Raw genomic sequence first — 21907 nt, forward strand, 5'->3', positions numbered from 1 at the left:
CTAAATCCCTTCGCTTCGTCTACTGCACAAGGACCGGGTTCGCGCAGTCTACGCCTGTGACGCGGAGGTCTGCTTCTCCGACGCGGACGCCGGCAGTCGCCAAGACGCTGTCGAGCAGCGCATCGAGACTGGGTGTCACGGCTCCGAGCGTCTTTGCCAATGCCGCCTGTAGTGTCTTTGGTGGAGATAGAGATAGACCGAGGAGCACCTTCACCTGGATGGTGAGCTCCAGGTCGCTAATGAGAGACTGCGTCGCCGAAGTCGTAAGCCCCGTGCTCGACACGGACTTGGTTAAGCCGCTGGCGATGTCGGTTGAAGTGAAGGAGATCCTCTTTATCTGCTTGCCGCCGATAGTCGTCGATGACATGCCATCTATGGCGAGCGCTGGTGTATCGACGAGGCGTGCCCTGTTGACGCGAGGCTTGGAGCCAAAGTTTGCCAATGCAGTCGGGTCGATAGCGCCAATTGATACCTCGGCCACACCAGGTGCTGCATCGATCATGACCGTTGCGTTGTCGGGCCTTCCGCCACGGCACTGGATATCGGCTAGCTTCGCCTCTGCAGGGGCAATTTCAACATAGAGGGGAAGCGTGATGTTCGTGCCGAGTAATTCGGCAATTCCGTCAATCCGCACTGCAGCCGAAAGCCGTACTTGAGCTGTTCGGACACCCTTGGCGGTTTCACCGATGCGATAAGACGGGACATCGACGGCTGGTTCGCCAATTGCCAAATTCAAATCAACAGTGCCAAGGCCCGGCAAAGCCGCCTGCGTCTGCACGGAAACCTGATTCGACCCGTTTGCCAGAGAAGCACCTGATTGCAGGAGATCGAGCAGACCGACCTTCATTGCGATGTTGGAGCCGGCATCGACGCTCAGACGCCCTTTTTGACCAAGGTCTATAAACTGGGCGAGCGAGATCTTCGTCCCGCCTGCCGGAACAGCCCGACGTAACTCACTGACCAATCCAGACGCTCCGGGAGCAAGGCCCCCATACTTCGAAACGGCGGTCAAAAGCTGCGGCAGAGTGATCTTTGTCTGAAGAACCTCTTGATAGGTGGCTGCGGTGACGTTCAGATCGGTTGCTAGCCCCTTCGTCAGACGGAAAATGTCGAGGTCGGCTGCGGCGAGCGCGCGGTAATCGACCGCGCTGAACGACAAATTTGCCCCCAACATCTTGCCGAGGATCGCGTTAAGCAAGCCACCCTGTAGACTCGCCAGGCGGGATCCGATCGAAAAGGCGGCTGTCTTCGAAATGGCCGCCGTACCCGTCGCAGACAAGAGAGGCGGCGCAGTGAACATGCTCGCAAAGAAGAGCGTACCAGGCTGTTGCAAATGAACGCGCACGGCGTCCGCATCCTGCAACGTCTGCTTAAAGCGGTTGTCGGGACTGAGAGTCGGGTTGGGCGTGTATAGTCCCTTCTCGATGGTCATCTTACCGCTTCTGGGGCTGACAGCCACTTCCTGCATCAGCGAGCCATCCGGCCTCTTCCAGCCCTGTGGTGTCCATAGCACCATATTGAGATTGTTGTTACGCAGGTGGGCCAACATTGCCTGGTCCGAGTGCGTCATATCGGATGCTACAGCTATTGCCCCGAGGTCTGCAACGGTCTGCAATTCTCGGCGTTCCAGCGTCAGTTGCCCGTAGTCGACAGCAATTGCAATGACACCAATGCAGGCCGGAAGCACCACGGCCGCCATGATTGCAATGTTGCCTTCACGGCACGACAGAAGATCGATAGCAAGTATCGACAATCTGCGGACCATCACAAGCCACCTATGCGAATGGTCGTGCTGCGGACGATCGTTGCGTCCGGCATGGCAAACGTCATCAGGTTCCAGATCGGCAGATCACTCGCATCATAGGTGAGTCTCACCGTGAACTGGTTTGGAAGAAGTTTGTCGTCGGCAACCTGAACCGCGAGCTTTTGTTTGTCGACTAGAGCAAACCCGGCAGTCGCTTGCGATGAAACGTAGCCCGTGGCAAGAGCTGTACGTTCAGTCGCCGAAAGTCCCGCGACTGCTGCGCGCGCTGTTTCAGCGGCAATCTGTTGTATAGAGTGGCTTACGTTGAGATATAGGCCCCACCCTATCATGCTAAACAGCATGCAGATAAAGACAGGAGCAATTATAGCAAATTCAACCGCGGCAACCCCATGGGTATTGCGCGAGAAGCGCGACAGCATGTGCATCACGAACCTTGTATTTGTCAAGTGAACCAACCCTCCTGGTTCACGGTAAAGTTGAGCGTAAAAACTTAACGAGGTATTAATAAGACGGATATTTATTTCGTATTGCTGCCTACAATTACTACCTGAGGTAATCGCAGGAGTAGGCTAAGAGCCCGAGATTTATAAAGAAATCCCATTACAAAGGGGTATTAGGTCGCCGTTTATGAGGCGAAAATTTATTAGCCTGCTATTTGCAAGCAGCCGCTTATCCATTTAAATGTTGGAAGGGCGATATCGCGATCTTTTGGTTAAAAAAGTCGCAAACAAGTTCCATAACTGTGCGTTACGCATTTTTTATCGATGGAGGGTACATACGCGGGCTACGTGACCCTGCCGGTTATATAATGATTTTGGAGGATATCTTTCGGCGCCCATGCAGGACACGGACTATTTCAATAGCACTGCCACTGAGTCGATAAAGGGTTAGATACTCACCTGAGACGAGATGCCGAATGCCAGGCGCGATATCGTCGCGCGCAACTCCAGAGTAGGGGTGTCGGGCGAGATTGTCCCAGCGTGCTTCAATCGCGTCAAGAACACGGTCAGCTGCAATTGTGTTGTCAGCGGCGATATAGGACCATATTTCAATCAGGTCCTCGTCCGCGCGGTCTGTTCTGACAATTGAATGCACGGTTAGCGTTCGTCTCGTGAAGATTCTAATCGTTCGCGCGCTGCAGCTTTTACCTCTGCCATTGTCGAGCGCGAACTTGGCCCACTTTCAATACCTTCCTGCACAAGTATTCGGAGATCTTCGACTGTATACCCAAGCAAATCCCGGCGCTCCTTCCACTCGCGGACGGCGTCACGGATAGCTTCACTCGTCGATGCATATTCTCCAGCATCGACTGCGTTCCGCACAAACCCCGCCATTTCGGACGTCAAAGCAATCGTAATCTTCTCGACTGTCGCCATACTTCGTTAGTCTCCGAGTTACCCAAGAAACGGTATGCGATTAGCGTACCGCATGCAAGGGGCGACCATGACATTCAACCGAAGCAACCTCCTGAACCGATTGATTTTCCATCCCGCCCCAGCCGGTGAACCCAGTGGCCGTGGGTTCATACCCTATCAAGGCGGTCACCTCGCACCCAGCCAGCTCATTTCTTTGGAATGGCTTTCGGTTTCGGTTGATATAGACGCCGTTTGACATTTGATCGCAGTGCATTGCGCAGATCCTTGTCAGCAGTCGAAAGGTCAAACCATTCCGGATCGAAGTAGCCACCGCACCAACTGATGGTTTCATCATACTCCGGGTCTTCCCGGTCGGCGATGATCTCCAGGAACCGCTCATATCCCGACACGCCGCCGACATCCTCCGGTGGTCGCGCCCTTGAGCCTGCGACACAGCTCCCGTGCTTCGGCGTAGCAGTGAGCGTCAAGAACTCTTCAACCACGACGGTGTGCTGCCAGTCGTCCCCGAAATCATAATGGTAGCTGAAGACGGCGCCTTGCTCGAAGTCCAGCAAACGGACCTCTCTCTGATCGAAGACCCGTGGATCGTCGTCGGTGGCATCCTCCGTCAGGGTCTCGACTTCCCCATACCGAAGACCACCGATCCGGAACTCATAGAGATGATAATTCCACCAGTTGAATGCAGCCTGAATTCCAAGATGCAGATGCTCTAGGTTCCATTGAACCGGCAGGACCAGCCGGCGCCAGATGTCTGGTTCGATCTCATCGATGGAAACTCTGATCTGGACAGCATTTGCGGCTTTGAACATTCCCTGAATGAACAAGATAGGCGGAAGATCGTCAAGCCGGTCTCCAGCGCAACATGCCAGGATGTTTTGCGGCGCCGCATGTTCGTCTCTCGTCAAGAGCACTTGGTAGGTTCGTATGCGTGCCTCGATCATGAAAAGCGGCCGGAACTGCCTTCCCGAACAGTCCGCCTGCCTCCATCCGGCGATGGGCATGCGATGTACCGTGAGCGAATATACCGCTCTAGTGGCCGGCTTAAGCTCGTTGACAACCCTCGGCAGCGCTGGCGCCGCCATGAACCCGTAAATCGGGCGGGATCATGGGGAATGCTATAGGCAGGGTTGTCCGATATCCGAAAGCGCAGTTATCTTTCTCGTAATGAGAAGCACTCGTTAACGCAGCGAAACGGTGACGTATGAAAACGGCGATCATATTTGACTGCGAATTTCTTTGCTTGGAAGGGTCTCAACGTCGGTTTTGGTGCGCAGCCCACGATCCGGATCCCGTGATCGCGCAGATCGGGGCGGTCAGGCTAGGGCTTGAAGGCGAATTTCCGATTCGGTGGACATACAAGGCATATGTCCAGCCGATCGACAGGTTCGGCAACAGGTATGCAATCGATCAGTTCTTCACTAAACCGACCGGCCTCCACAAACCCGCCAGATTTTTCCAATTTTCCGCATTCGGCGTTCGTCCATTTGGCAGAGAAGATAACGCATGACGAATTTCAGCAAGCGGGATGCCGGCCTGCTGGGCGATTCTGATGATAGCAATAATGCGTAAAACCTCTCGCGGGTAACGCCTTTGATTGCCGGGGTTGCGCGAGGCCGATACTAATGTCGCATTGAACAGGTAGGTGTCCTGGGCATGACGCTATAAAGCCATCATTCTTTTTTTAACTGAGATTGCGAACATGTCTTCCACGTCATACGAGGCTTCCATGCCAGGACAGCACTACGCCGCCACGCTTCAGCGCCAGATTTCTAATCTCGATGGGTTGATCGATTGGGAGAGAGCAGATCGCAGTGGCGGAATGGACGTCGCCGTAAACCCGCTTTCAGACCTGCTGGACCTTCTTGGTCAGCCGCAAAAGCGTTTTCGCACGGTCCATATCGCTGGAACAAAGGGAAAAGGTTCTGTTGGGGCACTGATCGAAGCTGGTCTAAGTCGCGCGGGCCTTCGCGTCGGTCGCTTCTCCTCACCTCACGTCGAGCGGTACACCGAGCGATTTACTTTGGCCTGCACGCCGTTCGACGACGCTTTTTTAGGAGAGATGATTGGTCGGGCACTAGAAGCGCGGCTGCTGGCTCAGCAAAAGGGGCGGGTCGGTGGAGAGGCAACTCGGTTTGATATCGAGGTGCTCGCATCAATTCTAGGCTTTGCGACTTCGGAGCTTGAATGGGTCGTTTTGGAGTGCGGCTTGGGTGGTAAAAACGACTCTACCAATGCGATTGATGGGGAAATTGCAGTACTCACAAATGTTGATCTAGAACACACCGCAGTGTTGGGAAATACCAAAACAGCAATCGCAACGAACAAAGCGGGGATTATCAAGAGAGGATCGACCTTCGTCACCGGCGTTCCACGCATGAGTGCCGAGGGACAGGCCGTTCACGAAATCGCTGCCTCAATGCAGGCGCGTGAAGTCTTCGTCGATCTGTCAACGGCGCAGACGATTGCCCATCGCAATCTTGCTCTGGCGGAAGCGGTGCTTCATCAAATAGGAGAGCGTGGTGTCAGGGCACGCGCTGATGACCTTCCGAATGATCCGGTCGGAGGATGGGTGCTTGATGCGCAGGCACGCGAGGCAGCGGTACTACCTGGAAGGATGGAAATATTCACAATCCTAAAACCCTTTCCCCTCCCGGTGGTGTTGGATGGCGCGCATGTGCCCTTCAACCTCGAACAGGTCTTATCCGATCTCAATGCAATGCCCATTCTGTCGGGGCCATGTACAGTCGTAGCGGGATTTGCGTCCGACAAGGCAGCCAGCGACCTCATTGCCCTACTGGCACAGCGCGCGGAGCGGATCATATTTACGAAAGCCAAGAATGGCCCTCCTGCTTTCGATCCGAAGGCATTGACGCTGATTGCGAAGGACTATGGCGTAGTGTGCAGCGCTGTCGATAATGCGCCCGACGCACTTGCTGACGCGATCCACACCTCACATGGATGGATCCTTGTGACAGGCTCTCTTCATTTGGTCGGCGAGTTGCGTGCTGAGGTGCGCCAGCTCACTGAATGACGCAGCCCAGCGCCCCCACTAAAAAATATGATATAGATTTACCTGCGTATTCCGATGATGCCGGCCATCTATTCCGACGCGAAGCCGGCCACCCATTCCGAATTCATTCCGGCCACGATTCCGGCGTGAAGCCGGTCATCTCAAGCTGAACTCTGGGTCTTTGCAATGAATGGATCCTGATTATCGCGTCGTCAAGCCTGGGTTGTTTCCGCGGCGGTGACGGAGCGTTGCTTTCGCATGCTCTCCCCGGACAACTCGATGCGGTATGTATTGTGCACGAGGCGGTCCAGGACGGCATCGGCGATGGTCGGATTGCCGATCATGTTGTACCAGTGTTCGACGGGGACTTGGCTGGTGACGATGGTGGAACGCCTCTCATATCTGTCCTCGACGATCTCCAAGAGGTCGCGCCTTTGCTCGTCATTGAGCTTCTCCGGCCCCCAGTTATCAAGAATGAGCAGGTCGGTTCTCGCCAAAGCTGTTGATTTCCACTGAGAAGTGACCCGGCAGCACAGAATATTTCCATCGAGAAGTGACCCATGTTCCAACCTTCCCTCGTGTTTAATGCGAGGGCTATGGAGTGATCGACATGGCATTATTGAGCGTAATCCGACGCTGGCATTTTCGAGACCATTTATCGATCCGGGATATTTGCCGCAGGACGGGCTTATCCCGGAATACCATCCGCAAATATCTGCGATTGAACGGCGTGGAGCCATTATTCCAGGTTCCGGAGCGGCCGAGAAAGCTTGACCGCTTTGCTGATCGGCTATCAGCGTGGTTGAAGACGGAGTCCAAAAAGAACCGCAAGCAGAAACGGACTCTGAAGCAATTGCATGCCGAACTGATGAGCCTTGGCTATGAAGGTTCGTACAATCGCGTTGCGGCGTTCGCTCGCGAGTGGAAGGCCGATTTGCAGATCGAACTGCAGACGACGGGCCGTGGAACGTTTGTGCCTCTCGCTTTCGAGCCTGGCGAAGCGTTCCCGTTCGACTGGTCCGAGGACTGGGCGATCATTGGCAACGAGCGAACCAAGCTGCAGGTGGCTCATACCAAGCTCAGTTACTCCAGAGCGTTTATCGTCCGGGCGTATCACCTGCAGACACACGAGATGCTGTTCGACGCCCATAACCACGCTTCCGTGTGTTTGGCGGCGTCCCCCGGCGTGGCATCTACGACAACATGCGCACGGCAATCGACAAGATCGGACGCGGCAAGGATCGCGACGTCAACATCCGCTTCATGGCAATGGCCAGCCATTACCTCTACGAGCCGGAGTTTTGCAATCCGGCATCTGGCTGGGAGAAGGGCCAGGTCGAGAAGAATGTTCAGGATGCCCGTCATCGGTTCTTTCAACCGATCCCGCGCTTTGCATCGCTGGAAGCCCTCAACGACTGGCTGGAGTTTCGATGCAAGGAGTTTTGGCTGCGGATTTCGCTAAATCGGGACAGCGGTTTCAGCAAGTCGCGGACAAGCGTTTCGCTAAGTCGCGGACAACGGATGCGATCGAATCCCGGTTGCCTTGTTGCTGTTACGCGTGATTGTGTTCGGTTATTTCGTCGCCGGTCAAGAGCGTCGGCGTTTTTCGTTTGCGCATGCTGTCGCCTTCGAGAGTGATGCGGTGGGCGTTGTGAACAATGCGATCCAAAATCGCATCGGCCAAAGTGGCTTCTCCAATCATTTCGTGCCAGGCGGCCACCGGAAGCTGAGCTGTGATCAGGGTCGATTTCCTTCGATATCGCTCCTCGAAGATTTCGAGCAAATCGAGGCGCTGTCGGTCATTCAGGGTATGGGTTCCCCAGTCATCCAACACCAGCAACTGAACACGTGCCAGCTTGTCGATGAGGCGCGGAAAGCGTCCATCGAGCCTGGCAAGTGCGAGATCCTCGAAGAGCCGCGGCATACGAACGTAGAGGACAGAGTAGTCGAGGCGGGCCGCCTGTCTCGCAAAGGCGCAGGCGATCCAAGTTTTTCCAGTGCCCGTTTGGCCTGTCAGGATCAGGTTCTCGTTTGCCTTCAGCCATGCGCCCTGCGCCAAGGACAAGACATTGCGACGATCAAGGCCGCGGTGAGATCTAAAATCGATGTCTTCGATCGAGGCATTGGCAAATCGAAGCTTTGCTGTGGCGAGCCGATTGGTCAGCCGTCGGTCGGTTCGTAGTGCGATCTCGCGGTCGAGCATCAGGCCAAGCCGTTCGTCAAAGCTAAGATCATTTCCATGAACTTGCTCGATAAGTTCGCGATAGGCGGTTGCCATTCCGGCAAGACCAAGCGCACTCATCTGGTCCAGTGTTGGATGTGTCAGCATTAGATGTCCTTTCATTGGTAGTAGGTTTTGCCGCGGATATTGCCGTGCGGCGGTGCCGGCTTCACGGTCTCGCTTGCGGCAGGAGCCTGATCGAGACCAGATCTGAGAATGTTGGCGACAGACGAATAGGTCAGCGCATTGATGACCAACGCACGCTCACAGGCCAATTCCAGCCGATCGGTTTCGTAACGACGCGCCAGGGAGAGAATGCCCTGAGCGGATCTGTAGCCTTGCTCCGGGTGCGGCCGATCGCTAAGCAGACGCTCGATAAATATCGCAGTATTGGCCCCAACCTTCGCCGCTTCCTTGCGCAACGTGTGAGGCGTCGTGTTTGCATAGCGCTGGTGAGCTTTCGGCATATGCTCATTGACAGTGATATGGCCGGAACGCTGGGAGCTTCGGATGTGGCTGGCGACCCGCTTGTGGTCAAAGAAGATCTCGACCGCTCGATACGTCAGCCTGATATCGACCTTCCTGCCGATCAGACCGTGCGGCACGGAATAGAACGTCTTGTCGACGTCGACATGGTAATCGGGATGAACCTTGGCGACCTTCCATTCCGCGTATTCAAACGGCGTTGGCGGCAGTGGCTTGAGCTGGGAGCGCTCGACCTCATCGAACAGGGCTCGCCGGGATTTTCCATACCGACGCATCGTACGGGTGTTAAGGTCCTCGATCAGAGCGCTGATGCGGATATTGAGATCGACAAGGCTGAAGAAACGGTCGTTTCGAAGTCTGGCCAGAACCCACCTCTCGACGATTAAAACCGATCCCTCCGCGGATGGTTTATCCCGAGGACGCCGCGGCCGTGCTGGCAATACGGTCGTATCGTAGTGTTCGGCGAAGGCAGCAAATGTCGCGTTCAACGTCGGTTCGAACCAGAGAGCCTTGGCAATCGCGGATTTGAGGTTGTCGCAGATCGTTGTCTTCGTCACCCCACCGAAGTAACTGAAGGCTCGCTGGTTCGCCTCGATCCAATCCGGCAGCTTCTGACTGAAGCTGGCATAGGAGAACACCAATTGCGATGCACTCAGCACGGCCACATAAATCTGTGCTGCCCGGATCTCGCCAGAAGAAGGATCGATGATCGGGATCGTATGGCCGGCATAGTCGCATTCCATCGCGACACCAGCCACATGACGACTGCGATAGGTGGGTTTGGCGCGGCTCTCATAATCAGCAAATCGGCAGCAGAACCAGGTGTAGCCGTATCCATCCGGATGGACCTCCCGGTATTCCTGCCATAGCAGGTTGAGCGTCACGCCTTTGCGTTTCAACTCGCTGGCCACTTTCGGCCAGTTCGGTTCCTCGCTGTCTCGAGGAGGTCGCCCCATCCGCCGGAATAGACGCTGCTCCAGGAGCTCGTCATCATCCAGACCGGGTGGAAGTGGCCATGCTGCAAGCCCCGCCTCCCGCGCCCGCAGCAGATACGTTGAGACCGACGTCTTGCTCATCTTCAGCCGCTCAGAAACGGCGCGTATCGACAATTCCTGCTCGAACGTCAGCCGCAGTATCGATCGAATGTCTTTCACATCAGTATGTCTCGCTTGCTTCCGTCTAGGCATTAGATCCTCGCTTAAAACACGAGAACAAATTGCCAGATCGGCGCTCACGAGATTCGATCTAAATCCGCTGTCGCTTCTGTCCGCGACTTACTGAAATCTTTGTCCGGGACTTTGTGAAACCCGCAGTTTTGGCAGCAGACCGCACATGGAAAGATGCGCGGCACCATTGCCGACCTATGGGCTGAAGAAGCACTGGCTCTTATGCCAACGTCCCGCCTGTTCGATGGCTTCGTCGAACACACCAAGCGCGTTTCCCCCACTTGTCTCGTGCACTTTGACCGTAATCGCTACAGCGTTCCGGCATCCTTCGCCAACCGGCCCGTCAGCGTTCGGGTTTACCCTGACCGTATCGTTGTGGCTGCGGAAGGCGATATCATATGCGAGCATGTTCGCATCATCAGCCGCTCACATGACGGACCCGGACAGACGGTCTATGACTGGCGGCATTATCTGGCGGTGATACAGCGCAAGCCAGGCGCTCTTCGCAATGGCGCACCGTTCACCGAACTTCCCGACGCCTTCAGGACACTGCAACAGCATCTGCTCAAGAAGCCGGGCGGTGATCGTGAGGTGGCCGATATTCTGGCGCTGGTGCTGCAGCACGACGAACAGGCCGTTCTCTCGGCCGTCGACATGGCACTGAAGTCAAATGTTCCAACCAAGACGCATGTGCTGAACCTTCTCCACCGGCTCGTCGACGGCAAATCCGTCACGCCGCCCACCATCGATGCGCCTCAAGCCCTGATGCTCACCAACGAGCCCAAGGCGAACGTCGAGCGATACGATGCCTTGAGAAAGAAGGAGGTTCGCAATGCGTCATAATCCAGCAAGCGGGGCCATCGTCATCATGCTGAGGAGCCTGAAGATGCATGGCATGGCACAGGCCGTCGGCGAACTTACCGAGCAAGGAGCACCGGCGTTCGAGGCGGCCATTCCGATCCTGTCGCAGCTCCTCAAAGCCGAGACAGCCGAGCGAGAGGTCAGGTCGACTGCCTATCAGCTCAAAACGGCACGCTTTCCGGCGTATCGCGATCTCAATGGCTTTGACTTCTCCAGTAGCGAGATCAACGAGGCGCTCGTGCGACTTAATCGAGGAGGCCAATAACATCGTGCTGGTCGGCGGCCCCGGTACGGGCAAGACACACGTCGCCACCGCGATTGGTGTGCATGCCATCGAGCATCATCACAAGCGAGTCCCCTTCTTCTCAACGGTCGAACTGGTGAACGCACTCGAACAGGAGAAAGCCCAAGGCCGCTCCGGGCAGATTGCCGGTCGGCTTGCCCATTCCGATCTCGTCATTCTCGATGAGCTTGGCTATCTGCCGTTCAGCGCATCAGGCGGCGCATTGCTCTTCCATCTGCTGAGCAAGCTCTACGAGCGGACCAGTGTGATCATCACTACCAACCTCAGCTTCAGCGAATGGGCCAGCGTCTTTGGCGATGCCAAGATGACGACCGCGCTGCTCGACCGCCTCACGCATCATTGCCACATCCTTGAGACCGGAAACGACAGTTTCCGATTCAAGAACAGCTCAGCCCACGATACTAAAACCAAAAAGGAGAAAAACAGGAACTTGACCCCAACACCAGACCCGAAACATACATAACAGGCGGGTCAAATCTCGGTGGAAATGCCGGGTCACTTCTCAGTGGATATCAACATCTCGCCGTTTGTCGGCTTTGGTAGGGCTAATTGCGATCATCGGGCTGTCAGCATTGGTCAACCCATCCTCAGCGGACCAAGCACAGTCGACGGATGACAGTGCAAAGGAGGCAAAATTGCCAGTTCAAATTCTTTCCATGAACAAATCGGTGGTCCTCAAAAACCCGGGCAAGGATTCGGCCCAGCTTCTGTGGGGGGAGAATTCACCGGAGGCGAAGGTCACGATAACAAAGGTTACCATGCAGCCGGGAGCAGTGTCGGAGCGGCACACCCATGCGGTCTCGGAGCAAATCTGGCTCGTGGAGAAGGGCGAGGGTGACATGCTTCTGGCGGACGGGCAGACTACGCCCATCAAGGCGGGGCAGCTTGTTCGAACGCCCGCTGGGTCGTTCACGGCATAAAGAACATCGGATCGGTTCCCCTCGAGTACACTTCGATCACAACCCCTCCCGAGGACATGACAAAATTCTACAAGGAGCGGGCGACGTGAATTCTGTCGATCGCATGACGCACGCTGTAGAAATATGGGACTGTAGGGCGAGGGAGCTAGGCGGATGAAGAGAAAGCTCGGCTGCATAGCGGATGATTTCACCGGCGCGACCGACCTTGCGGGCACGTTTGCAAAGGAAGGTCTCCGGACCGCCCAGATGATCGGTGTCGCCGACACTTCGCCGCCTGAGGACGTCGACGCCATAGTCGTGGCGCTCAAGACACGCACGGTGTCGGCCGAAGACGCAGTCGCGCAGTCAGTCCAGGCCTTGAAGCTCCTCGGGGAATGGGGGGTGACCCTTCTCGACACCCTGGTGCCAATATTTCGGCTCGATATCGATGAAGCCGCAGAGCTTCGTCGAGAGGCGCTTCTGCACCCGATCATGCGTGAATCGCTGCAATTCCCCGAGCTTTCCGATTACCTGTACGACAACGGCATCATCCGCGCCCGCGAGGATCTGCTCGAGTGGGCTAAGATCCCAGAACGAAGCGGTCGGTTGACAATCGAGGATCCAGCAGTCTGTTCGGGAATGCTGATGGACATCGTCTTCGGTGCATTGTTGCGACGCCGGCACCTGAAAGCGGCGGCGGACCGGGAACTTCGAAAACTACACATCAAAAAGCGATTGGAAATTTTCCTGAATGGAGTGAGGCGAGCATGAAGATGTTCGAGTGCTGCCGCACTGCTTCAGATAGAGATATTTATGGAGAAAAAGATATGGATGACAAAGTATTGGCTGTCCTCGACCACTATCACGAAGTGATCCGCAAACAGCAGAACGAGCCGCGCGAAACGCCTCCGGGCGGGCGTGATGGTGGACTGGACCAGCGCATGCGCGCTGTCGGACCTGCAACCGGTCAACTGCTGAACATCCTTGCGAAAAGCATCAAGGCACCGACCATTGTCGAGATCGGCACGTCTTTTGGATATTCCGGCATCTGGCTCGGAGAAGCGGCCAGGGCTTCCGGCGGCCGGCTCATCACCATGGAACTGCATGCATACAAGACCGACTATGCGCGCAAGATGGCCGAAAGGGCAGGACTTGGTAGCTTCATCGACTTCAAAGTCGGCGATGCCATCGAGATGATTTCGCAGCAGCCTGACGGGATCGATTTCATACTGCTGGATCTTTGGAAGGATCTCTACGTGTCCTGCCTCGAAGCGTTCTATCCAAAGCTAAGTCGCGGTGCGATCATTGTCGCCGACAATATGGTGCGCGGTGGCGACGGCAATATGAAGGAATATGCAGCCCGCATCCGTGCTATACCGGGCATCAGTAGCGTGATGCTGCCGGTCGGAAGCGGCCTCGAAGTCAGTCGCTACGACCCGGACTGAGACACATGACGCTCTTTATCAAGTCGTGACGCGGTGCTCGCGCACTCTTCGTCGGGATAAAGCGGCAAGGTATGAAAGCGTGACGAGCCGAGAGGCGATATCTCGATGCGGATCAGACCGTCTGACGCAGTGCGACTTTGAGCACACAAAATTGATTAGGCAATCGACGTCGTGGATCATCGTGCCCAGCGGTCAATGACCGCGCTGGCAAGCCGGACATATGACAGCTCTGACTTTCCGTCGATGCCAAGCATGCATGCCGTGTGAAACGTCTGGCACGAATATGTCAGCAAGAAGAACCATATCAAGACATTCGCGAGCAGCGCTCCAAACAATAGGGGTGCCACTTCCTTGCCTTGTTCAGACCTTCGATAAGTGTCTGTTCAAGAATGGCGGGCGTGCGCGGGGTTGAGTGAAGGGCGGCAATCAGATTCTTTGTATTTTGCGACAAATACGGAGAGATCGAATGGCCTGGACACCCTTCACCCGGCGTCACCATGACAGAAGCCGCATGCGCTACGCAAGTGATCTGAATGACCGTGAGTGGAGCTTGATCGAGCCCCTCATGCCGAGGCAGCCTCGACTGGGCCGCAGACGCAAGACGTCGCTTCGGGCGGTGATGGACGCGATTTTTTATCTGCTGCAGTCAGGCTGCCAATGGGCATTGCTGCCGCATGATTTTCCACCGAAGAGCACGGTCTACCATTATTTCAAACGGTTTTGCCGGGACGGGACGTGGCGTCGTATCCATGACGCGCTCTACTGCCGAACGCGGCAGCTTGAGGGGCGAGAAGAGCAACCGTCATTTGCCATCATCGATAGCCAATCAGTGAAGACCGGCCCGGATGCTCGTCTCGATATCGGCTATGATGCGGGTAAGAAGATCAAGGGCCGCAAGCGGCACATTCTGGTCGATACTCTTGGCATGCTTCTGAAAGCCGAGGTCCACTCGGCAGGAATTCAGGATCGTGATGGAGCAGCACTTGTTTTCGACAGGCTCGCCAACCGTTTTCCCTTTATCGAGAAAATCTGCGGCGACGGCGGCTATCAGGGCACAACAGTAGAAGAGGCCAGCCCGCGACCGATGGAGATTATCAAACGAAACCAGGCCGGTTTCCAGGTGCTACCAAAGCGATGGATTGTCGAACGAACGCTGGCGTGGCTCGGCATAAACCGCCGAATGGCAAAGAATTTCGAGCGTTTCTCGGCCACAAGCCTAGCCTTCATCCAAACAGCAATGATCAAGCTCATGACAAAAAGGCTCGCTCGATACCCGCTTTCTTGAACAGACTCTAAGAGAACACCGCGACAACGAATACGCCGCCTGTGATGAATACTATAGGCGTGATGTAGTCTTCGAAGGATTTCATTCGTGGGCCGCAAAATGGTTGAGCGACCAAAGCATTGGCACACTTTTGTTTAAAGGTAGATAACGTGACCGCTCTCAGCATTCTGCTGCCATCTAGTCGCGGCGACCTTTTTCAGAAGGAAGAGAGAATGATGTCAAGATGCGGGCGTAACAGCGGTTACCCTAAACCGCACGCTCGGGAAACCAAACGCCAGAGCGTACCGCCAGCGCCAAAAGTGTGGAATAGACAACAAGTGCGATTGCCATGGCAGCGTATAATCCTTGTAGCGAGCCTGAAATCTCTACCGCAAGCCATCCGCCAACTCCTGCAACGGCCAGCCGGAGTAATCCGCAACACATAGGCCAACGCAGTTGGCCTGCCCCTTGGGAAGCAAAGTAAAGAGCCATGCCCATCCCGGAGAACCCGTAGACGGGCCCGATCACCTGCAGGTAGCTGACGCCTGTATCGATAGCCCCGGCAGCATGGCTGAACAGACTAATCCATTCATGAGGAAATATCGCAGCGATGATACCAATCGTTTCCGTAATTGCAAACGATAGAGCAGCGCCCGTTAACGCAATTTTGATGGCTCTATCGCACTGACCGGCGCCGATATTGGTCCCTATCAAGGCAACCATCGGAGCGCCGATCCCGAATATCACGGGCATGAGAAGGTATTCAAGCCGTGCAGCGGTACCGAAGCCTGCGACTGCCTGCACGCTTGAATGAGCAGCCACAATCGCCGTTGCCACGCCTATCGTGACATTCGTGAGCACAGAGTTGACAGATGAAACGGCGCCCAGCCGCGCTATGTCTCGAAAGCGATCAAAGCTCAGGGCATCACGTCCGAAAACAACGGCATTTCGGCCTGACAAAATATACCATCCGAGAATAGCGGTGCCACAAAAGTTGTAGAGCAACAACGCCAATCCTCCACCGGCAACCCCCATGGCGGGAACCGGCCCGAGGCCAAAAATCAGCAGCGGCGACACAAAAACAAGCACGATCGCCCCCCCGCATGTGACGATTCCCGGTACAAGCATGTTCCCTGTCCCACGAACGATACTGGCAAGGCCATTCATCAGCCAGACAAAAACCAATCCGCTGAACACGGTATTTGAATAGATGAGAGCAGCTTCGAGCTCGCCGGCCTTCCCGCCCAACGCCTGATATATTGGCCGTCCGAAAACTAGCATAATTGCCGAGAAAATAATGCCGAGAGCGACGTTGATGATAATGGCGTGGGTCGCAAGTTGATTTGCGTCCGCGTTTCGACCTCCGCCGAGCGCTCGCGCAATCCCTGACGAAATTGCTCCGCCGAATGCACCGGCAGACATCATCTGCATCAGCATGACCGCAGGGAACACGAGCGCCAGTCCGGCGAGTACATCGGTACCCAGATGGGATAGCCACCAAGTCTCTATGAGCCCAGTCGACGCCTGTACCAGCATGATAAGGACGTTTGGCCAGGCTAGGCGAACAAGCATGGGCAGGATCGGATCTGTGAGCATGCGCCGGATGCGTGGATTCATAGGTGGCGGTTGGGCAATGGCGTCCGTTGCCGTTGTCATCGGGTTCCCTCGTCCCTACGCGTTAATCTCTAAATCTATCAATAGATGGCGCCCTCAATTTATTGCCCATGCAAGCCCAAGTCACGCTCATCGGATCAGCGTCCTTGAAACGTTTTCAAGGTTAGGACGCATCTGAGCTTTGAGCCGTTCGGAAATCAAAGCTGACACGCTATGACCCTGGATTCAATATGCGAGTTAGCTCTTCATGGTGCGAAATCCGGCATTACTTTTATCTCTGGTCGTGCACAACACCCATGATATCGCCAGACCGCGATACGCTCACAAGCAGGTTGTCGCCGCCGCGGGTTGCCTTGACCAGATAACGTTCGCCGACATCCTGAACATTCCTCACGCGGTAGCCGCGACCTTCAAGCAAGGTGATGACGTCATCCGGTCCAAAGCTAGACTGTTGCCCGGACGAGCGGTTCCGATTGTCATGATGGCGGTTCCACGAGTTTAGAAAGTTGGATTCGGTGTTCCCGTCGACCGAGTAGGGATCTGAGGGCTCGCCATCGTATATTACGACCTGCGGGAAGGCTGGTACGGCGGCGATAGCGGTTAGAGCAGCGGCCGCGGTGAACGCGATGACATAACGTGTCATGAATTTTCCCTTTGACTAAAACGCTTTACCCGGTCCTATTTTGCGACCAAGTTAGATCAATGTTTGGAGGCGATGCAAAGCTCAATGACATTATGCGCCTTGCTACTGTTGCAGTGTGTCGTTTGTTGTTACAAAATGTTGGAGCCACTTTTACGGATCAAACTGCGGCAGTACGGCAGTGGTCCCCTTGTCGACTGTCGTTCGAATCACGAGGACAGGAGGTGGGAATTGCGGTGGCGCACATGCGTGGCAACGTGCACCTGCTATATAGTGTTCTTACGGTGTATTGGTATTGAACATAGAGCTGTCGCTGGAACTGAAAAGTTCCATAAATAGGCTTTATGCAAAAAAAAGCGTGGCGTTTCAGACGCTTATTCAATTTCGGCCATCCGGTCGCGGGTTCAATACCGTTCAAGGGCATATCTATTCAGATGGACCTGACATCCGGTTCATCATGAAAGACCGTACCATGCCCCGCGGCCTGCACCGCGCAGGATGAGGTGCCCTTGATCCACGAGTGCCTTGAGATGATCCTTGATGGTGTGACGGCTAGCGTCTGTGATCCGTGCAGCCTCCGCGACCGTGATCCGCCCGTGCTCGCGCGCCAATTCGAGCAATGTGACAGATAATTCCGGCATGTCGGCGAGGATAATGCGTTCGCGCTCCATTTTCTTCTCAAGCCGCGTCTTCTGCCGATGCAGGGCTCTCAAAAAGAACTCGATCCAGGGATTCCAGTCAGGCTCGGCGCTGCGGATCGTTCCTTGCGTGCGTCGAAGCGAGATGTAATAGCTCTCCTTGCTTTGCTCGATGATGCTTTCGAGCGAGCTGTAGGGGACGTAAGCGTAGCCGGCCCGCAGGAGCAACAAAGTGGTCAGAATACGCGACAGGCGGCCATTGCCATCCTGGAATGGATGGATTTCGAGGAAAACGACAACGAAGATCGCTACGACCAAAAGTGGATGGAGCCGCTTTTCTCGCCCTTGCTCATCCAGCCAGGCGATCAGTTCTTCCATTCGACGCGGCGTATCGAAAGGTGATGCCGTTTCGAAAACGATGCCGAGGCTTTCGCCCTGCTCGTTAAACGCTTCCACGTTGTTGGAGAGGGTTTTGTAGGCGCCGCGATGCCGCTCGTCCTTTGTCGAATGCGCAAGAAGGTCGCGGTGGAGCTGACGGATATGATTCTCGGTGAACGAAATTGCTTCGTAGGCACTGAAGATGGTCTCCATTACCTCCGCATAGCCGGCAACCTCTTGCTCGTCGCGTGTCGTAAACGACCCCAGGCGAATATTTGCCAGTAGCTTTTCCACCTCCCGGTCGGTGAGGCGTGCCCCTTCAATACGTGTGGAGGAACCGACGCTTTCGATCGTAGCAACCCGCCGGAGGCTGGATAGCCGCTCAGGCGCGATCCGGCCGATCGCACGCCAAGCACCTTTGAATTCATCGATTTCGGCGATCAACGATAGGATTTCGGGCGTAATTCGGATGGTCGCTGTGTTTAGAAACTCCATTTGCCCATCCATTGGCATCCGATACCTGAGATGCTGTCATATGCTATTTATTCATCCATTTCCATCCAATTTCTACGACGCACTTGTCAAACGTGCCGGTTGATCCGCTTGACCTCAAGCGAATCCAAACTTTTGCATAGAGAGGCGAGAAGATGGGCGAGGACAGCTCTCAAAAATCGAGACGGTCATCCTAAGTGGTTGGCAAAGCACTAGCGAACGAGCTCGTGGATTGGGATTTCTAAGTCTTTGACATCCCTAACGGTCCGGATGAGATCGACACGAAACAACGGTGCGGTCGTAGGTTCGACTCTGCTCAAGGCGTACACACGGGATCTACAGGGCAGCGCCTAACGTATTAGTTTATGTGATAACGAACATTATCATATATAGAAGGCCGGCAATACGCCGGCGACCGCGCTGTGGATTCTGGCGCAAAAGTCGGTATTCTGCAGCGGCGCAAAACTCAGTCGCAAAATTGAAATTGTAATCAGTATTTTCGCGACAAGCGCGTTCAAACAGAAATTTCGCTTCCCTTTGTCGAAGTACTCCTTATCCGAAGTTATGCGTTTTGCGCTTCCCGCCTCGGCCGAACGTCACCGTCGAGGCAGTAGTTGCCTGGACGCAATTGCGTACCCATCAGCTCCCGGCAATGAGAACGCGATCGAATAGACAAGTCGTGATGGTGGCGCATTCACCGGCGCGCATTACTAGAGCGCGCGGTTGTCGTAAACCTAATAGACGGGGAGACGGCTGAAGATACAAAAGCCTGCCTCTAAAAAAGTCCAAAAGAGTAAATTATACGCAATTTCAGCTTGCGTTTGCGGTTCGTCAGGCATAGCTTGAGCTTAAGGGTGGCATCGATCACCCACATAATAAGATTTCATATCGACATTTCAGCTTTCCAGCTGTGACCGGACAGGATTTACGTGCCGGTGAGCATTCGCAGGGATATACCCGGAGTGGTCACATGGCATTTGAAACGCTTGCGGCATTTTTCGCCGAACCTGTCAAAGCACGCGAGCAAATTATTCGTTCGCTGGGTCCGTTTAAGGCTCCAATTCCACTCTCCGGATCTAGTTTTTTTATCCATCTATCGGAATTATGCCCGGTTGCATGCGAGCACTGCATGTACTCGTCGGATCTTACTTCAAAGTCTTTGAAGGATGCACTCGATAAAGAGGATCTGGAAGATGCTTTGTGCTTCATCGACGAGAGCCACTCCCAAAAGCTCAATATCACGGGAGGAGGCGAACCCTTTCTCAAGTTCGGCAATATCCTTCGCCTTGTAGAAGCAGCTAAAGTTCCAGTCATCGAAATCGTAACCGCAGGACATTGGGCAAAAACCCAACAGCGCGCAACAACTGTGCTTCGTCAACTCGGCGAGGCAGGGCAACGCAACGGTGAACTGCGGGAACTTAGGTTGAGGCTCAGCCTCGATAGGTACCATGTTGGTGCACCTCGTCCTGTTCTCCTCGAATACTACGCAAATGTGGCACGCGCTTGGGCTAGTAATTCGGAGGTCATAGGCCTTGGCTTTCGCAGCATACAACCTGACCGAGCGGTTCTTGACGCTGCGCTAGCTCAACTGCTGGGGGGACACACTGAGGTCATCAACGACTGGAACCATGTGATCGTGTTCGGCGACAATAAGCGGCTTCCGATTACTTTCAACGTTATGAGATTTAGCGGCAAGGCTGAGGATCTCCACGACAGCGAAGAGCTCTCAACGAACTCAATGACTATCAAGGAATACTACACCCCATTCGAACGAGCGCCCGGTAGGCTGAACCTCGCGACAACAGTAAACGATGCAATCAAAAGCACCTACACCGTCAGTGAAGGAGTGGCCATTACGCTCAATTCCGACGGAACTTACTGGATTTTCAGCGGCACTTCGCCCGAGCGAAAACTCAAGCTTGGGACGTTGTCGTTTCAGGAGTCCGTCGCGTATTTTTTCGAAGACCCCATCACCAGATTTCTGGTCGACGACGGCATATGGGCTCTCGCCGAAATGGTGAAGCGCCTTGATCTCGCACTGCATGACCGGGCATTTTTGAAAAATGACGTAGCATTTCTTGTCGAGGATCTGTTGGCAAATGCGCGGATCCGCCTTGCGGTCACTGTCTGGATTCTTAAACGGATGATTGATCGTGGCGATGCCGGCGGCAGTTCTTTGCCGATAATTTCGACACTCTGCAAATCGCGCGAGGAGGATCTGCTCTCGCGTCTGACAGAAGAACTTTCACGGAAGGAGCCATTTGATGTTGTCAGTCGAAATAGAAGATCGACGCGGGTTGTATAAGGCCGTCAGGTCTGGAGTGCCATCTCGGATCGGGATGCGGGAAAACCTCAGTGATCTAGGATTCAGCCTGGCACGACAGACCCGGGTGATTGTGATGGCTCAGCCTCCCGCACCCCAACGAGTTCTTTGCGTCGTTATCCTTAGGGGCGGTGGCATGCTTTATCCTGGCTTTCTCTCGGAATTCGTTGAGGCGGATTTTTGCATGTTAGGCCTGCAAAGAGGCGACGGAGGGCAGGGTGAAGCGAAATGCACATACTGCTCCCCGCTGGAATCGTCTCACTATGACTCGATAATTTTTCTCGACTGTATCTCGGCTACCGGTGGGACGATTCTTGAGGCGAGCCGATTTCTTCAAACCAGATGCGATACAGAAGCAAGGCTTGCCGCGGTCATTTGCTCCTCCGCTGTCGGAAGCAGAGCCCTAAATGACAGCGGGATCGGCGTCATAGGTTTTAGTCTCCGCGAGAACATGAAGGGGAATGTCGTGACGCCAGATTTTGGTGAGATGGACGCAGGTGATATTTTCTTCCGTGCACAGGTTTCACCAACGCTAGATCTTGCAACGGCGGCACAGTGACTGAGCGATAGGAAGCAAGAGTGGCAAATATTATTCCGATCATCATTGGAGGGGCTATTCCAGCGTTCCTGTGGGGAATGACGTCAATATTACAGCGACAGAGCAGTATGTCTGGCGCAAGTCCATCTGTTTATCTGGCTATCTTCGGACTTTCGATTTTTGCTGCTGGCCTGGCTTCCTTGGCATTCCAGCCCCGTCAGTTAGTCCCATCACTAGGTGCGATTACCTACGCAATTATGGCGGGCGCAGGCTTTGCGGCGGGAACTGGTTTGGTGGGCATGGCGCTTTGGAAATACAACTTTCCGATTTCCAGGCTGGCCCCTATCTTAAGTACCAACGTACTCGTAACCGTGGCGGTTGGGCTGCTTTTAGGCGACGTCGAAAACGTCAATAGCGTCAGGCTGCTAATAGGGACCGCTTTGATAATCGCGGGTGTTGTGTTCGTCACCGTAAGCTAGGGCCTGAG

18 protein-coding genes and 7 pseudogenes are annotated in these 21907 nt (G+C 54.8%); 13 read left to right on the plus strand and 12 right to left on the minus strand.

Annotated elements, in window-relative coordinates; genetic code table 11:
* Positions 1 to 19: 19 nt before the first annotated feature.
* The 5 genes from J5289_RS27190 to J5289_RS27210 all read right to left on the minus strand — a co-directional run bounded on the left by J5289_RS27190 (position 20) and on the right by J5289_RS27210 (position 3950).
* On the minus strand, positions 20 to 1765 hold the full coding sequence (locus J5289_RS27190; protein WP_209206869.1) for a pilus assembly protein TadG-related protein: 1746 nt from the start codon (positions 1763 to 1765) through the stop codon (positions 20 to 22).
* Positions 1765 to 2211: a pilus assembly protein gene (locus J5289_RS27195; RefSeq protein ID WP_307877449.1), complete on the minus strand. Its 447-nt coding sequence runs from the start codon at positions 2209 to 2211 to the stop codon at positions 1765 to 1767. The genes J5289_RS27190 and J5289_RS27195 overlap by 1 nt, the downstream gene beginning before the upstream one ends.
* Positions 2212 to 2566: 355 nt before the next feature.
* Positions 2567 to 2860, minus strand: a complete 294-nt coding sequence (locus J5289_RS27200) for a type II toxin-antitoxin system RelE/ParE family toxin (protein ID WP_209185877.1) — start codon at positions 2858 to 2860, stop codon at positions 2567 to 2569.
* A 2-nt stretch (positions 2861 to 2862) separates the two neighbouring features.
* On the minus strand, positions 2863 to 3141 hold the full coding sequence (locus J5289_RS27205) for a type II toxin-antitoxin system ParD family antitoxin (protein WP_209206867.1): 279 nt from the start codon (positions 3139 to 3141) through the stop codon (positions 2863 to 2865).
* 185 nt (positions 3142 to 3326) lie between these two features.
* A complete protein-coding gene (locus tag J5289_RS27210; protein ID WP_209207712.1) occupies positions 3327 to 3950 on the minus strand; it encodes a plasmid pRiA4b ORF-3 family protein in 624 nt (207 codons plus the stop codon).
* A 392-nt stretch (positions 3951 to 4342) separates the two neighbouring features.
* On the opposite strand from J5289_RS27210, the pseudogene J5289_RS29595 reads away from it, so the two are divergent.
* Positions 4343 to 4576 (plus strand): annotated as a pseudogene (locus J5289_RS29595) (exonuclease); the annotation flags it as partial.
* Here the strand turns inward: J5289_RS29595 and J5289_RS27215 are convergent.
* Positions 4573 to 4764 (minus strand): annotated as a pseudogene (locus J5289_RS27215) (MerR family DNA-binding protein); the annotation flags it as partial. The pseudogenes J5289_RS29595 and J5289_RS27215 overlap by 4 nt on opposite strands.
* Before the next feature lie 103 nt (positions 4765 to 4867).
* Between J5289_RS27215 and J5289_RS27220 the strand changes: the two are divergent.
* Positions 4868 to 6172: a folylpolyglutamate synthase/dihydrofolate synthase family protein gene (locus tag J5289_RS27220; protein WP_209207706.1), complete on the plus strand. Its 1305-nt coding sequence runs from the start codon at positions 4868 to 4870 to the stop codon at positions 6170 to 6172.
* Positions 6173 to 6363: 191 nt separating this feature from the next.
* Here J5289_RS27220 and J5289_RS27225 read toward each other — a convergent pair.
* Positions 6364 to 6759 (minus strand): annotated as a pseudogene (locus tag J5289_RS27225) (ATP-binding protein); the annotation flags it as partial.
* 2 nt (positions 6760 to 6761) lie between these two features.
* Here J5289_RS27225 and istA (J5289_RS27230) point away from each other — a divergent pair.
* Positions 6762 to 7597: pseudogene (gene istA / locus J5289_RS27230) on the plus strand (IS21 family transposase); the annotation flags it as partial.
* A gap of 106 nt (positions 7598 to 7703) precedes the next feature.
* Here istA (J5289_RS27230) and istB (J5289_RS27235) read toward each other — a convergent pair.
* A complete protein-coding gene (gene istB, locus J5289_RS27235; protein ID WP_111221724.1) occupies positions 7704 to 8480 on the minus strand; it encodes an IS21-like element helper ATPase IstB in 777 nt (258 codons plus the stop codon).
* Positions 8481 to 8491: 11 nt separating this feature from the next.
* Positions 8492 to 10045: an IS21 family transposase gene (gene istA, locus J5289_RS27240; RefSeq protein WP_111221723.1), complete on the minus strand. Its 1554-nt coding sequence runs from the start codon at positions 10043 to 10045 to the stop codon at positions 8492 to 8494.
* A gap of 129 nt (positions 10046 to 10174) precedes the next feature.
* On the opposite strand from istA (J5289_RS27240), the pseudogene J5289_RS27245 reads away from it, so the two are divergent.
* From J5289_RS27245 to J5289_RS27270, 7 genes and pseudogenes are all read left to right on the plus strand, one after another.
* Positions 10175 to 10867: pseudogene (locus tag J5289_RS27245) on the plus strand (IS21 family transposase); the annotation flags it as partial.
* Positions 10857 to 11652: pseudogene (gene istB / locus J5289_RS27250) on the plus strand (IS21-like element helper ATPase IstB). The pseudogenes J5289_RS27245 and istB (J5289_RS27250), both read left to right, overlap by 11 nt.
* Before the next feature lie 172 nt (positions 11653 to 11824).
* Positions 11825 to 12109 carry a cupin domain-containing protein gene (locus tag J5289_RS27255; RefSeq protein WP_219276583.1) on the plus strand — a complete coding sequence of 95 codons (285 nt, stop codon included), beginning with the start codon at positions 11825 to 11827 and terminating at the stop codon, positions 12107 to 12109.
* 153 nt (positions 12110 to 12262) lie between these two features.
* Positions 12263 to 12490, plus strand: a pseudogene (locus tag J5289_RS29600) (four-carbon acid sugar kinase family protein); the annotation flags it as partial.
* The gene (locus J5289_RS29605) at positions 12467 to 12859 is read left to right on the plus strand and encodes a TetR/AcrR family transcriptional regulator C-terminal domain-containing protein (protein ID WP_374108616.1); all 393 of its coding nucleotides are present in this window, start codon (positions 12467 to 12469) and stop codon (positions 12857 to 12859) included. The pseudogene J5289_RS29600 and the gene J5289_RS29605, both read left to right, overlap by 24 nt.
* Before the next feature lie 56 nt (positions 12860 to 12915).
* Complete coding sequence (locus J5289_RS27265) at positions 12916 to 13533, plus strand: O-methyltransferase (protein ID WP_209207710.1); 618 nt, start codon at positions 12916 to 12918, stop codon at positions 13531 to 13533.
* Positions 13534 to 13999: 466 nt separating this feature from the next.
* Positions 14000 to 14818, plus strand: a complete 819-nt coding sequence (locus J5289_RS27270; RefSeq protein ID WP_219276648.1) for an IS5 family transposase — start codon at positions 14000 to 14002, stop codon at positions 14816 to 14818.
* A gap of 246 nt (positions 14819 to 15064) precedes the next feature.
* Here J5289_RS27270 and J5289_RS27275 read toward each other — a convergent pair whose 3' ends face one another.
* The 3 genes from J5289_RS27275 to J5289_RS27285 all read right to left on the minus strand — a co-directional run bounded on the left by J5289_RS27275 (position 15065) and on the right by J5289_RS27285 (position 18580).
* Entirely contained in the window at positions 15065 to 16453 is a 1389-nt protein-coding gene (locus J5289_RS27275) for an MATE family efflux transporter (RefSeq protein WP_257625540.1), read from the minus strand.
* Positions 16454 to 16682: 229 nt separating this feature from the next.
* Positions 16683 to 17054, minus strand: coding sequence for a hypothetical protein (locus J5289_RS27280; protein ID WP_219276650.1), 372 nt, complete (start codon positions 17052 to 17054; stop codon positions 16683 to 16685).
* A 452-nt stretch (positions 17055 to 17506) separates the two neighbouring features.
* Positions 17507 to 18580, minus strand: a complete 1074-nt coding sequence (locus J5289_RS27285) for a Fic family protein (protein ID WP_209207655.1) — start codon at positions 18578 to 18580, stop codon at positions 17507 to 17509.
* A 949-nt stretch (positions 18581 to 19529) separates the two neighbouring features.
* Here J5289_RS27285 and J5289_RS27290 point away from each other — a divergent pair.
* The 3 genes from J5289_RS27290 (at position 19530) to J5289_RS27300 (ending at position 21899) form a co-directional block, all read left to right on the plus strand.
* Positions 19530 to 20864, plus strand: a complete 1335-nt coding sequence (locus J5289_RS27290; RefSeq protein WP_209207656.1) for a 4Fe-4S cluster-binding domain-containing protein — start codon at positions 19530 to 19532, stop codon at positions 20862 to 20864.
* Positions 20865 to 21018: 154 nt separating this feature from the next.
* Positions 21019 to 21441, plus strand: coding sequence for a hypothetical protein (locus J5289_RS27295; RefSeq protein ID WP_247750785.1), 423 nt, complete (start codon positions 21019 to 21021; stop codon positions 21439 to 21441).
* A gap of 20 nt (positions 21442 to 21461) precedes the next feature.
* The gene (locus J5289_RS27300) at positions 21462 to 21899 is read left to right on the plus strand and encodes a hypothetical protein (protein WP_209207658.1); all 438 of its coding nucleotides are present in this window, start codon (positions 21462 to 21464) and stop codon (positions 21897 to 21899) included.
* The last annotated feature ends 8 nt before the right edge of the window (positions 21900 to 21907 follow it).

Origin of the sequence: Rhizobium sp. B230/85, from assembly GCF_019355735.1 — a bacterium.
Classification (GTDB): Bacteria; Pseudomonadota; Alphaproteobacteria; order Rhizobiales; family Rhizobiaceae; genus Rhizobium; species Rhizobium rhododendri.

Coding starts and splice junctions, on each gene's coding strand:
- J5289_RS27190 (WP_209206869.1), bottom strand. CDS start 1,765: ATGGTCCGCAGATTGTCGATACTTGCTATCGATCTTCTGTCGTGCCGT.
- J5289_RS27205 (WP_209206867.1), bottom strand. CDS start 3,141: ATGGCGACAGTCGAGAAGATTACGATTGCTTTGACGTCCGAAATGGCG.
- J5289_RS27210 (WP_209207712.1), bottom strand. CDS start 3,950: ATGTTCAAAGCCGCAAATGCTGTCCAGATCAGAGTTTCCATCGATGAG.
- J5289_RS27220 (WP_209207706.1), top strand. CDS start 4,868: ATGCCAGGACAGCACTACGCCGCCACGCTTCAGCGCCAGATTTCTAAT.
- istB (WP_111221724.1), bottom strand. CDS start 8,480: ATGCTGACACATCCAACACTGGACCAGATGAGTGCGCTTGGTCTTGCC.
- istA (WP_111221723.1), bottom strand. CDS start 10,045: ATGCCTAGACGGAAGCAAGCGAGACATACTGATGTGAAAGACATTCGA.
- J5289_RS27265 (WP_209207710.1), top strand. CDS start 12,916: ATGGATGACAAAGTATTGGCTGTCCTCGACCACTATCACGAAGTGATC.
- J5289_RS27270 (WP_219276648.1), top strand. CDS start 14,000: ATGGCCTGGACACCCTTCACCCGGCGTCACCATGACAGAAGCCGCATG.
- J5289_RS27275 (WP_257625540.1), bottom strand. CDS start 16,453: ATGACAACGGCAACGGACGCCATTGCCCAACCGCCACCTATGAATCCA.
- J5289_RS27280 (WP_219276650.1), bottom strand. CDS start 17,054: ATGACACGTTATGTCATCGCGTTCACCGCGGCCGCTGCTCTAACCGCT.
- J5289_RS27285 (WP_209207655.1), bottom strand. CDS start 18,580: ATGCCAATGGATGGGCAAATGGAGTTTCTAAACACAGCGACCATCCGA.
- J5289_RS27290 (WP_209207656.1), top strand. CDS start 19,530: ATGGCATTTGAAACGCTTGCGGCATTTTTCGCCGAACCTGTCAAAGCA.
- J5289_RS27295 (WP_247750785.1), top strand. CDS start 21,019: ATGCTTTATCCTGGCTTTCTCTCGGAATTCGTTGAGGCGGATTTTTGC.